The following is a 13,924-nucleotide window of genomic DNA, read 5'->3' as shown; positions in this document are numbered from 1 at the left end:
TCTCCGTGGAAGAACCTAATGAAAAGCGCAGAAATCCGTGAAGCCTTCCTCCGCTTCTTCGAAGAGCAAGGCCACACCCGTGTAGCCTCCAGCTCCTTGATCCCAGGCAACGACCCCACCCTGCTGTTCACCAACGCGGGGATGAACCAGTTCAAGGATTGCTTTCTGGGGCAGGAAAAGCGCGCCTATACCCGCGCTGTCAGCAGCCAGAAGTGCGTCCGCGCCGGCGGCAAGCACAACGACCTGGAAAACGTCGGTTACACCGCTCGTCACCACACCTTCTTCGAAATGCTGGGTAACTTCAGCTTCGGTGACTACTTCAAGCGTGATGCGATCACCTTCGCCTGGACCTTCCTGACCTCCGACAAGTGGCTCAACCTGCCCAAGGAAAAGCTCTGGGTCACGGTGTATGCCACCGACGACGAGGCCTACGACATCTGGACCAAGGAAGTCGGTGTACCCGCCGAGCGCATGGTGCGTATCGGCGACAACAAGGGTGCGCCTTACGCGTCCGACAACTTCTGGACCATGGGCGATACCGGCCCGTGCGGCCCTTGCACCGAGATTTTCTACGATCACGGCGCCGATATCTGGGGCGGCCCGCCCGGCTCGCCGGAAGAGGACGGCGACCGTTACATCGAAATCTGGAACAACGTGTTCATGCAGTTCAACCGCACCGCCGATGGTGTGTTGCACCCGCTGCCCGCGCCGTCGGTGGACACCGGCATGGGCCTGGAGCGGATCAGCGCGGTGCTGCAGCACGTGCACTCGAACTATGAGATCGACCTGTTCCAGAGCTTGCTGGATGCGGCAGCCAAGGCCATCGGCTGCACCAACGATGCCCAGGCTTCGCTGAAAGTGGTGGCGGACCATATTCGTTCCTGCGGCTTCCTGATTGCCGACGGCGTACTGCCGTCCAACGAAGGCCGTGGCTATGTGCTGCGCCGGATCATTCGCCGCGCTTGCCGTCACGGCAACAAACTGGGCGCCAAGGGCAGCTTCTTCTATCAGATCGTTGCCGCCCTGGTTGCCGAGATGGGCGAAGCCTTCCCGGAGCTGAAGTCCCAGCAGGCGCACATCGAGCGTGTGCTTAAAGCCGAAGAAGAGCAGTTCGCCAAGACCTTGGAGCAGGGCTTGAAGATCCTCGAGCAGGACCTGGCCGAGCTCAAGGGCACGGTGGTGCCGGGCGACGTGGTGTTCAAGCTGTACGACACCTACGGTTTCCCGATGGACCTGACTGGCGATATCGCCCGCGAGCGCAACCTGACTCTCGACGAGGAAGGCTTCGAGCGCGAAATGGAAGCCCAGCGTGTGCGTGCCCGCTCCGCCAGTTCTTTCGGCATGGACTACAACAGCCTGGTCAAGGTCGACGTGGCTACCGAGTTCACCGGTTACCACGCCACCAGCGGTTCGGCGAAAGTGGTTGCTCTTTATAAGGAAGGACAATCGGTCGACGTGCTGAGCGAAGGCGAAGAGGGTGTGGTGGTTCTTGACCAGACCCCGTTCTATGCCGAATCCGGCGGCCAGATCGGTGACTGCGGTTATCTTCAGGCTGGCAACGCGCGTTTCGACGTGCGCGACACCACCAAGACCGGCGGTGCCTTCCTGCACCATGGCGTGCTGGCCAAGGGTAGCCTGACTGTTGGTGCGCCGGTTGAAACCCAGGTCGACGCGCAAGTGCGCCACGCGACCTCGCTGAACCACTCGGCCACCCACTTGCTGCACGCTGCGCTGCGTCAGGTATTGGGCGAGCACGTACAGCAGAAGGGCTCGCTGGTGGACAGCCAGCGCCTGCGTTTCGACTTCAGCCACTTCGAGGCGATCAAGCCCGAGCAGATCAAGGCGCTGGAAGACATCGTCAACGCCGAGATTCGCAAGAACACCCCGGTGGAAACCGAAGAAACTGATATCGATACCGCCAAGAAGAAGGGCGCCATGGCGCTGTTCGGCGAGAAGTACGGCGACAGCGTGCGCGTACTGAGCATGGGCGGCGACTTCTCGGTAGAACTGTGTGGCGGTATCCACGCCAACCGTACCGGCGATATCGGCTTGCTGAAAATTACCAGCGAAGGCGGTGTGGCTTCCGGCGTGCGTCGTATCGAGGCAGTGACTGGTGCTGCGGCCCTGGCGTACCTGAATGCGGCGGAAGAACAACTCAAGGAAGCGGCGACCCTGGTCAAGGGTAGCCGCGACAACCTGATCGACAAGCTGTCGGCAGTGCTGGAACGCAACCGCTTGCTGGAGAAGCAACTCGAGCAGTTGCAGGCCAAGGCTGCAAGCGCCGCGGGCGATGATCTGTCCGCTCAGGCGGCAGACGTCAAGGGCGTGAAAGTGCTGGCTGCGCGTCTCGACGGCCAGGACGGCAAGGCGCTGCTGGCGCTGGTGGATCAGTTGAAAAACAAACTCGGCCGCGCAGTGATCCTGCTCGGCAGTGTCCATGAGGAAAAGGTCGTACTGGTTGCCGGTGTAACCAAGGACCTGACTGGCCAACTCAAAGCCGGTGATTTGATGAAGCAAGCCGCTGCGGCAGTGGGCGGGAAGGGCGGTGGTCGTCCAGACATGGCGCAGGGCGGCGGTGTTGATGCCGCTGCACTGGATGCCGCGCTGGCCCTGACCGTGCCATTTGTCGAGCAGGGTATTTAAGGCGCCGAGCCGGGCCCGTCGTCTAGTGGCGGGTCCTTGCGCTGTGCAGTTTGATTGTTTAACGGGCGCCCCTTTACGGGCTGAGGCGGCTTAGAAAATGGCTTTGATCGTACAGAAATTTGGAGGCACCTCGGTCGGCTCTGTCGAGCGGATCGAGCAGGTCGCCGACAAGGTGAAGAAGTTCCGCGAAGCCGGCGATGACCTGGTGATCGTGCTGTCGGCGATGAGTGGCGAAACCAACCGCCTGATCGATCTGGCCAAGCAGATCAGTGGCGAAGCCAAACCGGTTCCCCGTGAGCTGGATGTGATCGTCTCCACCGGCGAGCAAGTGACTATCGCGTTGCTGGCCATGGCGTTGATCAAGCGCGGTGTTCCGGCGGTGTCCTATACCGGTAACCAGGTGCGCATCCTAACCGACAGCGCTCACAATAAAGCGCGAATCCTGCAGATTGATGATCAGAAGATTCGTGGCGATCTGAAAGCCGGTCGTGTGGTAGTGGTTGCTGGTTTCCAGGGCGTTGACGAGCACGGCAACATCACCACCCTGGGGCGTGGTGGTTCCGACACCACCGGTGTGGCGCTGGCGGCGGCTCTGAAGGCCGATGAGTGCCAGATCTATACCGATGTCGACGGCGTCTACACCACCGATCCGCGGGTTGTGCCCAAGGCTCAGCGCCTGGACAAGATCACCTTTGAAGAGATGCTGGAAATGGCCAGTCTCGGTTCCAAGGTGTTGCAGATCCGTGCGGTCGAGTTTGCTGGCAAGTACAACGTTCCGCTGCGCGTTCTGCACAGCTTTCAGGAGGGTCCGGGCACCCTCATTACTATTGATGAAGAGGAATCCATGGAACAGCCGATCATTTCCGGCATCGCTTTCAACCGCGATGAAGCCAAGCTGACTATCCGTGGCGTGCCAGACAATCCTGGCGTGGCCTTCAAGATCCTTGGCCCGATCAGCGCGGCGAACATTGAAGTCGACATGATCGTGCAGAACGTTTCGCACGATAACACCACCGACTTCACCTTCACCGTGCACCGCAATGACTACCTGGCGGCCCAGACCGTGCTGGAGAACACCGCACGTGAAATCGGTGCCCGCGAAGTGGTAGGCGACACGGACATTGCCAAGGTATCGATCGTTGGTGTCGGCATGCGCTCCCACGCGGGCGTTGCCAGCCGCATGTTCGAGGCCCTGGCTAAAGAGAGCATCAACATCCAGATGATCTCCACTTCTGAAATCAAGGTTTCGGTGGTGATCGAGGAGAAGTACCTGGAGTTGGCGGTACGTGCGCTGCACACCGCTTTCGAGCTCGACGCTCCGGCCCGACAGGGCGAGTGATGCGTGTTTGAAAGGGCGCGGTCTGACCGCGCCCTTTGTGTTTTTGATCGGCACGGGAGAAAACTGTTCTTTTGCCCGTGCTAGTCAATACTTAGGCGTGTAGGACTGCAGCCGACCCGGTTGTAGGCCAACACCCTTTTTTTTGCAGACTGTAGTCCCTGAAAATGTAATGCGTGAGGAGAAAGGTATGCTGATTCTGACTCGTCGGTGCGCAGAAAGCCTGATCATTGGTGATGGCGAGATCACTGTGACCGTGCTCGGCGTCAAAGGTAATCAAGTGCGTATTGGTGTCAACGCCCCCAAAGAAGTGGCGGTTCACCGTGAGGAAATTTACCTGCGGATTAAGAAAGAGAAGGACGAAGAACCAAGCCATTAATTTTTATCGTTTTTTTTGTTTGCAAACGGGGAGAAAGCTGGTTAATATACGCCCCGTGTTGCGGAGAGCTGGCCGAGTGGCCGAAGGCGCTCCCCTGCTAAGGGAGTACACCTCAAAAGGGTGTCGGGGGTTCGAATCCCCCGTTCTCCGCCATTATTTGCTTAGTACGTTGTAATCTGGCTTCTTCTGTAAGTTGTTGAAATTACTAGAAAAAGTGCTTTACAAAAAGATTTAACGGCCTATAATGCGCGGCAACAAATGCACTCGTAGCTCAGCTGGATAGAGTACTCGGCTACGAACCGAGCGGTCACAGGTTCGAATCCTGTCGAGTGCACCATTTAAGAGTTAGTTACAGTTATGTAGTTAACTTGGCTTCAACCAGTTGTGGTCTGGTCTAAAAACACAAAATGCACTCGTAGCTCAGCTGGATAGAGTACTCGGCTACGAACCGAGCGGTCACAGGTTCGAATCCTGTCGAGTGCACCATACACCAGGAAGCCCGCATCGAAAGATGCGGGCTTTTTGCTTTCTGCCTTTTTTATCCTCCTTTATCTCTTTTGCCCTCCTGGGCTGGAACGGCTTTGCCCGGCGGAAGTCGAATGCAATGCCTGTGAGCCTGTCTCTCCGACTTTTTTCCTGTGCCGTGTGTTTTCTTTTTCTGTCGAGGCGTCGCAGTCTCATAGATTCGGACGTTGCTCAGCTTTATGCCGCAAGCGCTTGTTCTTGCCGCGATTTTTTAACGTTTAAAACCGTCAAGCGGTGTATGATTGCGCCCGTCAGCCCCGCCGGGGCTTGTGGAATACCTCCATGGACTTACCCAGTAGTTACTCAGTATCCCGTTTTAACAATCATGAATTGACTGATTGATCCTTCCGGCGTGCTCCTCTGCTGGGAGTGGAGTTCGCCTATGACCGAAGTAGAAGTAAAGAAAACGCAGGAAAGCCTGCAAGACCGCCTGGCTCAAGTCGTTGAACTGCTGCAGCGCCAGCGAGTAGTTGAAGACCTGACGCACCGTCAGGAAGGCCATCATCATGACCGGGTCGAGAACCTGGTCCATCGGCAGAACCTCGTCGAGTTGCAACGCAAGCTCGATGATCTGCACTCTGCTGACGTCGCCTACATCCTTGAAGCCTTGCCTCTGGAAGAGCGTCTGACCGTCTGGCAGTTGGTCAAGGCTGAGCGTGACGGCGACATCCTCCTCGAAGTATCCGATTCCGTACGTGAAACCCTGATCGCCGACATGGACGATCACGAGCTCCTGGCTGCCGCCAAGGAGATGGACGCTGACGAACTTGCTGACCTGGCCCCCGAGCTGCCGCGAGACGTCGTCCATGAGCTGATGGAGGCTCTCGACGGTCAGCAGCGTGAGCGCGTTCGCTCCGCGCTGTCCTATGACGAGGAGCAGGTCGGTGCGCTGATGGATTTCGAGATGGTGACCATCCGCGAGGATGTCAGCCTGGAAGTGGTCCTGCGTTATTTGCGTCGCCTGAAAGAATTGCCAAGCCACACCGACAAACTGTTCGTGGTGGACTACGACGGCGTGCTCAAAGGGGTGTTGCCGATCAAACGTCTGCTGGTCAATGACCCGGACAAGCAGGTCGCTGAGGTCATGGCCAGTGATCCGGTGAGTTTTCACCCGGATGAAGACGCCTACGACGCGGCTCAGGCGTTTGAGCGTTATGACCTGATTTCGGCCCCTGTGGTCGACAAGAACGACAAGTTGATCGGCCGTTTGACCATCGACGAAATGGTCGACCTGATTCGTGAGGAAAGTGAGACCGAAGTCCTCAACATGGCCGGTCTGCGGGAAGAGGAAGACATCTTCGCCTCGGTCTGGAAATCCCTGCGCAACCGTTGGGCCTGGCTGGCGATCAATCTGATTACCGCGTTTGTCGCGTCCCGGGTGATTGGCCTGTTCGAGGGCTCGATTGAAAAGCTGGTGGCGTTGGCGGCCCTGATGCCCATCGTTGCGGGTATCGGTGGCAACTCGGGTAATCAGACCATCACTATGATTGTCCGGGCAATGGCCCTGGACCAGGTGAGCACTGGCAATACCTCGCGCTTGATGCGTAAAGAGCTGGCAGTAGCCCTGATCAATGGCCTGGTCTGGGGTGGGGTGATCGGTGTCGTGGCGTACATGCTCTACGGGAGCTGGTCGCTGGGGGTGGTCATGACCGCTGCCATGACCTTGAACCTGCTGCTGGCGGCGCTGATGGGGGTTCTGATCCCCATGACCCTGGCGCGCCTGGGGCGTGATCCGGCGATGGGCGCTAGCGTGATGATCACCGCCATGACTGACAGCGGCGGCTTTTTCATCTTTCTCGGCCTGGCGACCATTTTCCTGCTTTGAGCCGTTTTTCCCTGTTGGTTACCGACGAAGCGCCTAAATGGCGCTTCGCTGCTTTTGGCGGGGCAAAAAAAAGCCAGCGACTAGGCTGGCTTGAGCTTGCGAGATGCAATCAGGTGGCGTCTGCGGCCATTTCGGCGTCATGGGCGATCAGCGAAACCAAAGCGTTTTGCTGGCGATGTGAGAGTTGGCGGAAACGTTGAAGCAGTTCGCGCTCATGCAAGGACAGTTCGGGGCTGTCCAGGCGCATGCTCAGCTCTTCACCCAAGGCGCCTTCCTGAATAAGACTCTGTTCCAGGCGCGCGATGATTTCGGAGTTCATGCTGCGGTGATGATTGCGAGCCACCTCGGCAATGCGTTCACGCATCCCGTCGGGTAGACGTACGACGAACTTGTCAGCCGTACGGCTGGAATAAATTGCCTGTTTCAATGGGCGCATATATTTAACCGGTTAGTTCAGGGGGAGCGGTTCTCGGAATTGGCCGCGGGCTGTCTTTTAGGACAAGCCTGAATGCCAAATGTTCAACCTGAATTGTTAAGAGGCCCGCATCATGCCTCAAAATTGCCAGATCCTTGGCGTCAATTCTGTGACAAATATTGAACTGGATAAAGGCGTTATGCCAGCACCAATTATCAGAAATGCGGACTGGTTTGAAAAGTTCGTCGGGTCCGCGTTAGTGGCCGCACTCTCCCATCCTGCGGGAGTGTCAGTGCACCGACGAAGGTGCATGCTATGCGGATGAAAGTGTAATCCCTACCTGTCAGAGGATAGTGGCAAATGGCCGATTTACTAGTTGTGCTCTGCGGAGCAGCCACCCATGCCGGGTAGGTTGATCTACTTGATGGGGCCTTCAGGGGCCGGCAAGGATAGCCTGATTGATGCGGCCCGGCAGCCTTTAAGTGCGTTGGGCTGTGAAGTGGCAAGAAGGGTGATCACGCGCTCTGCCGAGTCGGTGGGAGAGGAGGCGATTGAGGTCACCGCCGAGGAGTTCGCGGGACGAGTAGGCCGGGGGGATTTCGCTTTGTTCTGGCAGGCCAATGGCCTGGGTTATGGGATTCCCGTGGTGATCGATAGCTGGTTGGCGCAGGGGCGCAATGTCCTGGTCAACGGGTCCAGAGGCTATCTGTCCAGGGCGCGAGCTCGGTATCCCGATCTGATTCCGATAGTTCTGACGGTTGATAACGAAGTATTACGCCGTCGCTTGCTGCGTCGGGCCAGGGAAAGCCTGCCGGAGATAGAAGAGCGCCTGCAGCGTAATGAACAGTTTGCCCATGCCGGCTGGCTGGATGAGGAGGGAGTGGTTCGCCTGGATAATTCTGCCGAATTACAGGTTACCTTGAGGCGCCTCTTAGACATATTGCAAGAGCACGGTATCAGCGCAATACAGGGTCGAACTTGATCTTGCGGCCAGCCAGCAGTGCCAGCAGAAACAGGCCGAACAGTGAGCCGCTGATGATCAGTGGCGCGCTGCCCAGAGGTTCTTCAGGCAGGAACACAGCGGCAATGGCGCTGAGTAGCGTCAGAACAAGCAGGCTTTTGGCAGCGGTGGACATAAATGGCTCCTGTAGTCTCGGTCTCAAAATACCCAGCGTTCAGTGGGTGCGGCGCCTGGCTGTTGCGAGGCTTTTCCCTGGGTAACCCGGGTCACTGAGCCAGGCTCAATCTGGGTGTTCATGACTGCCAGCTGGGGTGCCAGGCGTTGCTGGTAATGGGCGAAGGATGACCCGCCAGGGGCAGCGTCATCTGCAGGTTGAAAGTGAAAGGCCGCCAATACGGCAATGGCAATCGCATTCAAGAGCAACAGAGCGCTATTCATGGGCGGCATCTCCTCAGTGTTTATCCACTGAACAAGCAGCCTGCGTGCCAAGAGTTTACCTGGCGATAAAGTCTTTAAAAACAATATGTTGAGCTGATTTTTAAAGTCTCTTTAATTGCATTTTGCAATGATGGCTTTTTGCAGTGATGCAATTTGCACGACGCGGCATCGAAGCCGCGGGGCGAGCCTGATGCTTCCTGCAAAAAGCCCTATGGATCACATGACAAATGCAGCCTTGGCCGTTAACATGCACGCCGTCCTCCGCGCCGTGCCGCAATGGCGCTCGCTGTTTTGTCTCAGTAGCTCAATTGGATAGAGCATCCCCCTCCTAAGGGGAAGGTTGGCAGTTCGAACCTGCCCTGGGACACCATATAATTCGTATCTTTCTGGGCTGATCCCTGCGCGGTTGATCTGTTCTTGGACCCCGGAGCGAAAGAATAAAGAAAAGCCCCACCGGGCGATGCTCGGGCGGGGCTTTTTTGTTTTCGTCTATCAGAGGGGCACGTTAAACAACGGGCTCTTTTTCTTGTATTGGTGACAGCCTGACCAGCGTGGGGCTACGTGCTTGTGAATAGGGCCACAGTGAGTGTTTTTTGATGGCCTGCAAGGATTCACGTTGTTTTGCTGATCTGGCTGCTTGTCGCCAGGGCCAGAAATATCAATCCGCTACCGGACAGAGCGCCGGCAATCCCTTCCAGTCGACCCTTGCCCACACTCCGCTGCCGGGTGCCAGCAACTGGTTCAGCTTCGTTTCATTGAATGAAGCTCCCAGGGAATCGGCCCTGAATGCGGCTATCCATTGCTGGCGGCCCAGCATGAAGGCCTTGCCGAAGTCTTCCCAGTCGTTGAAGCAGTCCTGGGCCCGCTGGGCGTTGAGCAGCATGATGCGCCACCCTGTTTCAGGTTCGAGCCAGCTCATCAACATGGCGCAACGGACAAAAAATGCGCTGCGCACGCAGGCGAAGGCCATGGCTGCTCGCGGGTCGTCACTGGGATTCAGGCCATGCAGGTCAATACGAAACCACTGGCGCTCCAGGGTGCCATTGAGGTGGGCGCAGACTTCGTCGTCGGTGGCGTTGCTGCGAAAACCGATCTGGTGCAGCAACGAGGCCCGCAGGGTGTTTTTCGCCTGATCCATGAAGTGGGTGGTATCGGGGTCGTAGAAACCGGTCATTCCGGTGGCATCGACCATGGGTTGTGCCAGTGTCAGTGCCCAACGCTTGCGTGGTGTGAATACCACCAGGGATGTTCCCGGCGGGCGGCGAAAGTGACGCCAGCCCAGCCAGGCGCCCAATAGCACGACAATTACCGTCATCATCTGCGTATTACCTGCTTCTGTTTTGCCATGTGCTGATTTCTTCGGCCAGGGATGGGGACATATCCGACCAGGGCACGCTTTCGGTCCGATACTGCGGGTCCTCGGCCTGACGGGGTAGCCAGGGGTTTTTCTTGAAGATGTGACGGGTGGCGTACTTGACAGTCGGCGCCTGAGGCGCGACCTCCAGCAGCAGGTCGGACTGGCGTGCCGCGACCAGCCACTCGACCATGGCCGAAGGGGCTTCCAGCCGTCGGAACAACTGTGGGTAACGGGCCACCAGACGGGTCTGGGTTTGAGGGTCGCTGACTTCTTCGATACGCAGCCAACCCGCCTCGGTACGCACTATGCCGATGGCAATGCAGTCGGCCGGGGTCTGTTGGTCGGTGCCCAGGGTGTTGAGAAAGCGCAGCAGGTCGTGGAAATAACGTTCGACGGGCGGGCGGTTCTGCTTGCCTTTGACCTGCTCCACCGTCAGTGCACCGTCGTCCTGGATGATCAGGCTGACGGTGATGTGGGGTTGGCCTTGAGCATCGCGCAGGCTGAACACGCGTATGCCCTGTTGTTCCATCGCTTCGGCGTAACGCTCTCCGTAGCCGCCGGTCAGGGCCCGACGGTCGGCGAACTGCCCGAGACAATGGCGCATCACGTAGCTTTCAAAGGCCATCTCGGCCCGCAACAGCGGGCTGTGCGGGCGCAGTTCGACCCAGGTGTGCTCGGCACAGGTGAGGATCACGTTGAGGGCTTCGGCAGAGCTCTGGCGCCACCCCTGGTCGACCCGGGCCGCCATTTGTGCATGCTCCCTTTCCCACAATGCCAGCGCTTGTAGGCAGGTGATGCGATCCAGCTTGCCCTCAAGAGCTGTGCCTTTGCGTGAGGTCAGGAACTCCACCAGTTGGGCTTCCTGGTGCAGCAGCTGCGGGTCCTGCGGGTTGACCCAGACCAGAGGCGCCAGGGCTTTGGCGCAATCTTCGGATTGCGCCTTGGCGGCGTGCTCGAAATAGCCGCTCACCCAGGTCGGCAGAGAGTCGCTACCCAGGGCCGTACAGGCGTCATCCAGGGACTGGATGCGCCGTGCCGGTTCGAAGTTGCCCGCCAGGTGGCGATAGAAGTGGTTCAACAGCCAGCCCTGCACTGCTTGCTCGTCCTTGCGCTGCTGGCTGCGCTGGGTGATGCCGCGTTTCAGTTCATCGGCATTGAGCAGGTTGCGCGGGGCGTAGCTGGGGCTGCGCTTGTCGGCGCTTACTTCCATATCTGCCACCAGTTTTTCTTGCCGGCCGGTTGAGCCGGGGCTTGCAGCTCGCTCAGGATTTGCTCGATCCGGGCACGGCACCGGATGTCGTAGTCATCGTCCGGGGTGCACAGGGCCAGGGTGCGTGCGCAGTAGTCAATGGCTTCGGCGGCCCGCCCCCGGGCCTTGAGGAAGTCCACCGAGGCGGACATGACCGAGACTTCGTTCAAGGACAGTACCGCCGGCTGGTAACGCTGCCAGAGGCTGTCGGCGTTGTCCGGATGGGCATGGGCCAGGTAGCGTGCGACCTGGATCCGGGCAAACAGCGCCGAGCTGTCCAGTTGCTGATCGCTGACGCCTTGCTCTTCCTGCCACTTGAGCAGGCGTTCGAGCCAGATGAGGATCTCATTGTCGCGATCGAGCTTGTACAGGGCGTACGCCACCGAGGCTACGTATTCATCCGGGTTGTGGCGGCTGTAGCCGAACTCGGCCGAGTAATGCCAAAGCTGTTCCGCGGCATCGATAATGCCGGGCAGATCCTCCAGACTGATACGCGCACTGAGCAGCCCGTTGTAGTGTTCGGCGAACGGGCTGGCGACGATGCCCCGTGTATGCAGTTCGATGGCGTCTTCGTAGCGAATCGGGTTGTAGTAGCGGTAGTTGATCGCCAGGTTGTTGCAGAGCATGGAATACAGGTGCGCGCAGGCATCGTAGGGGTGGCCGCTGCCGCTGGCGAAATAGCGCTCCATATGGGCCTGGCCCTGCTCGTAGGCATCTCTCTGGGCTTCGCGCAGCAACGAATAGGCCTGGTCCCGGGCGTCCGAGGGCAGTTTGTCGGCTTCTGCTTCGGCCAGGTCTTCAATGCCCAGTGCGTAGTTGTAGGCGTGCTTGCCGCAGGACAGGACGGGCTTGGGCGCTTTGAGTGCCTCGATAATCCCCTGGCTGTTGATCCGAGCGGCAAACAGCGAAAACGCACTGCGGTTGTCTTGCATGCGGCCCGCCTGGATGGCGGTTTGCAGCAGGCTGGCTTCAGTGGCCGCATCGATCAGGCCGTGCTCAGCGTCATGCACCGCTGCCAGGCGGGTGATCCAGGGGTGATCGGGCGCGCGACGCACCGCTTCTGCACGAGCTTCGGTATACAGCGCTTCGCCAGCTTGCAGGTCCTCCATGGCCAGGGAGAGGGCGGCCAGTAGTGGCGTGGTGGCAGACTCGCTGGTTTCGATACTTGGCAGTGCTTGCAGGAAGCTCTGCAGCACTTCCTCGGTGATACAGGCACGCATCACGCAAATCGGCCACCAGGCACTGCGCTCATCAGGGTCTTGCAGGCGATCGAGTACCAGGCGGGCGGTGGCTGGCCATAGCTCGGTTTGCCTGTCATAGACATCGATGAATGCGCGAAATCCGGCTTCGTCGATGCGGCCAGCTTCCATCAGCCAGGGCAATTCGTATTCGATAAAGTTGTTGCCCCCGTCGGAATCCAGGCTCAGGGCTGCGGCATTGCAGATCTTCAGGGCGCCGGCCAGGTCGCCCTGGGCGTGCAGGGCGCGGGCCGCCAAGCGTGCGGTGCGCACTTCCCATTCGCGGCGCTGGGGCAGGGAGCGGCCAGCGGTCAGTTGCGCGATGGGTTGCTCGAACAGTGCCAGGCGCAGCGGAATGATCTCGATCAGCGAGTTGCCCAACCACAGCCAGTCGCCTTCATCGATATCCTGGTCCGGGCCGGCGGTACGTACGGCGTTGACCGCCTCCAGGGCTGCACTACGGGCCTCTTCATTGCGGTCGTGGTAGGCCAGGACTCGGGCGCGGCGCTGATACTGATCGGCGGCATCCCAGGCACGCAGGGCCGCGCGGGCAGGGTTGCCCAAGGTCAGGGCGTAGCGCACTTCGATGGTTTTCAGTGCTATTTCACAACTAGCGCGTTCCAGATCGTCGAAGATCCGATAGCGGCGGTAATGCTCGACATTGAAATCCAGGGTTTGCGTGGCCATCTGTTCGAGCTGTCCGAGCACTTCGATCAGGGTTGGCTCGTCATCGAGGTAGTTGGCGACCCGCAGGCGCAGGATAGCCAGGTTCATCATCAGCTCGGCGCGGGCCGGCTCTGGGGCGGCTTGTACAAGAGCGTCGCCATCCTGATCGATGACGGCCCGGGCTGCCGCTGAATCACCGGCCTGCATCCACAGGGTGTGCAGGCGGTCGATGGACGCCAGGGAGTCGGCCTGCAGCGGTTGTGCCTGCAACTGAGCCAGCAGGGCATCGGATTCCTGTTCTTGCTGTTGCGCCTCCAGGCGGTCCATGAACTGTTCCAGTTCAATGCCGGTTATCGCACTGCTGTTATGCGCCATCGTTAACTCCATTTGATAATGACCTGCGCATCACGTGATGCACTGCCTGGCAGACCGGCATTTGCTCGTCGTTGGTACCGCCGTGGGGTGTCATGCCGATCCTTCGACACCCGGGTCGCAAGCCTGCGACGCTTGCGACTGATGGACCCTTTATTGCGCGGCAGACCCTCTGCAATGCAGGGGTATTTCCGGCCAGAAACGATCGAGGCTGTGAGGCGCAGCACGCTATCAGGTGATGTTTCAGAATCCAAGGTTTGAGCGTGCAAACGGGCCTCTTTTACGGCCGAGTACACGGGCTGGTCGAGACTTGTGCAATCCGCGGTGAAATGCCGCCTGTCGGCTATAAGGGAATGCGTAATCCGGCCGATAACCTCAGTGGACAATTGTGTTCCCAAGTGACGGCCTGGATCACAGGCCGACCGGAAAGTGCTTGATAGCCCGTGGCCAGCAGCTATTATCTGCGCGCCAAAAACAGGCTGCGAAGCCGGGTGGGTCCTGCTGTCTTTGGATTGATCTT

At 58.9% G+C, this 13,924-nt stretch carries 11 protein-coding genes and 4 tRNA genes; 9 read left to right on the top strand and 6 right to left on the bottom strand.

Translation table 11 applies throughout. The features are described 5' to 3' along the window. The first annotated feature begins 18 nt into the window (after positions 1-18). The 7 genes from alaS to mgtE all read left to right on the top strand — a co-directional run bounded on the left by alaS (position 19) and on the right by mgtE (position 6,708). Positions 19-2,643 carry an alanine--tRNA ligase gene (gene alaS, locus BLS75_RS09415; protein WP_072450713.1) on the top strand — a complete coding sequence of 875 codons (2,625 nt, stop codon included), beginning with the start codon at positions 19-21 and terminating at the stop codon, positions 2,641-2,643. Between the two features lie 97 nt (positions 2,644-2,740). Beyond that, positions 2,741-3,982 (top strand): aspartate kinase, encoded by a 1,242-nt coding sequence (locus BLS75_RS09410; RefSeq protein ID WP_011062761.1) that lies wholly within the window; start codon positions 2,741-2,743, stop codon positions 3,980-3,982. Between the two features lie 187 nt (positions 3,983-4,169). Further along, positions 4,170-4,358: a carbon storage regulator CsrA gene (csrA, locus tag BLS75_RS09405; RefSeq protein WP_002554426.1), complete on the top strand. Its 189-nt coding sequence runs from the start codon at positions 4,170-4,172 to the stop codon at positions 4,356-4,358. 62 nt (positions 4,359-4,420) lie between these two features. Further along, a tRNA-Ser gene (locus tag BLS75_RS09400) sits at positions 4,421-4,511 on the top strand. Positions 4,512-4,618: 107 nt separating this feature from the next. Then, positions 4,619-4,695, top strand: a tRNA-Arg gene (locus BLS75_RS09395). A gap of 72 nt (positions 4,696-4,767) precedes the next feature. Beyond that, positions 4,768-4,844: transfer RNA gene (locus BLS75_RS09390), tRNA-Arg, on the top strand. A 421-nt stretch (positions 4,845-5,265) separates the two neighbouring features. Then, the gene (gene mgtE, locus BLS75_RS09385) at positions 5,266-6,708 is read left to right on the top strand and encodes a magnesium transporter (RefSeq protein ID WP_011062760.1); all 1,443 of its coding nucleotides are present in this window, start codon (positions 5,266-5,268) and stop codon (positions 6,706-6,708) included. A 109-nt stretch (positions 6,709-6,817) separates the two neighbouring features. Here the strand turns inward: mgtE and BLS75_RS09380 are convergent, their stop codons facing one another. Further along, a complete protein-coding gene (locus tag BLS75_RS09380) occupies positions 6,818-7,144 on the bottom strand; it encodes an Arc family DNA-binding protein (RefSeq protein ID WP_003204761.1) in 327 nt (108 codons plus the stop codon). A 379-nt stretch (positions 7,145-7,523) separates the two neighbouring features. Between BLS75_RS09380 and phnN the strand changes: the two genes are divergently transcribed. Then, positions 7,524-8,105, top strand: coding sequence for a phosphonate metabolism protein/1,5-bisphosphokinase (PRPP-forming) PhnN (phnN, locus tag BLS75_RS09370; RefSeq protein WP_072450711.1), 582 nt, complete (start codon positions 7,524-7,526; stop codon positions 8,103-8,105). On the opposite strand, the gene BLS75_RS09365 is transcribed toward phnN, so the two are convergent. Both BLS75_RS09365 and BLS75_RS09360 read right to left on the bottom strand, forming a co-directional pair. Further along, complete coding sequence (locus tag BLS75_RS09365) at positions 8,080-8,259, bottom strand: PA3371 family protein (protein WP_041119533.1); 180 nt, start codon at positions 8,257-8,259, stop codon at positions 8,080-8,082. The two genes, phnN and BLS75_RS09365, sit on opposite strands and share 26 nt — an antisense overlap. Before the next feature lie 23 nt (positions 8,260-8,282). Beyond that, complete coding sequence (locus BLS75_RS09360) at positions 8,283-8,522, bottom strand: hypothetical protein (protein WP_065365406.1); 240 nt, start codon at positions 8,520-8,522, stop codon at positions 8,283-8,285. Between the two features lie 293 nt (positions 8,523-8,815). On the opposite strand from BLS75_RS09360, the gene BLS75_RS09355 reads away from it, so the two are divergent. Continuing rightward, a tRNA-Arg gene (locus BLS75_RS09355) sits at positions 8,816-8,892 on the top strand. A 288-nt stretch (positions 8,893-9,180) separates the two neighbouring features. Here the strand turns inward: BLS75_RS09355 and BLS75_RS09350 are convergent. Genes BLS75_RS09350 through BLS75_RS09340 form a run of 3 tightly spaced genes read right to left on the bottom strand, consistent with a single transcriptional unit; the run spans position 9,181 to position 13,407 of the window. Further along, positions 9,181-9,840, bottom strand: coding sequence for a DUF1266 domain-containing protein (locus BLS75_RS09350; protein ID WP_072450710.1), 660 nt, complete (start codon positions 9,838-9,840; stop codon positions 9,181-9,183). Positions 9,841-9,847: 7 nt separating this feature from the next. After that, entirely contained in the window at positions 9,848-11,089 is a 1,242-nt protein-coding gene (locus BLS75_RS09345; RefSeq protein WP_072450709.1) for a hypothetical protein, read from the bottom strand. Continuing rightward, the gene (locus BLS75_RS09340; RefSeq protein ID WP_072450708.1) at positions 11,080-13,407 is read right to left on the bottom strand and encodes a hypothetical protein; all 2,328 of its coding nucleotides are present in this window, start codon (positions 13,405-13,407) and stop codon (positions 11,080-11,082) included. The genes BLS75_RS09345 and BLS75_RS09340 overlap by 10 nt, the downstream gene beginning before the upstream one ends. Positions 13,408-13,924 lie beyond the last annotated feature (517 nt).

Source organism: Pseudomonas sp. NFPP12, from assembly GCF_900103205.1.
GTDB lineage: Bacteria > Pseudomonadota > Gammaproteobacteria > Pseudomonadales > Pseudomonadaceae > Aquipseudomonas > Aquipseudomonas protegens.
Note: the sequence above shows the minus strand (reverse complement) of the source record. Positions and strands in the feature narration are given on the sequence as shown.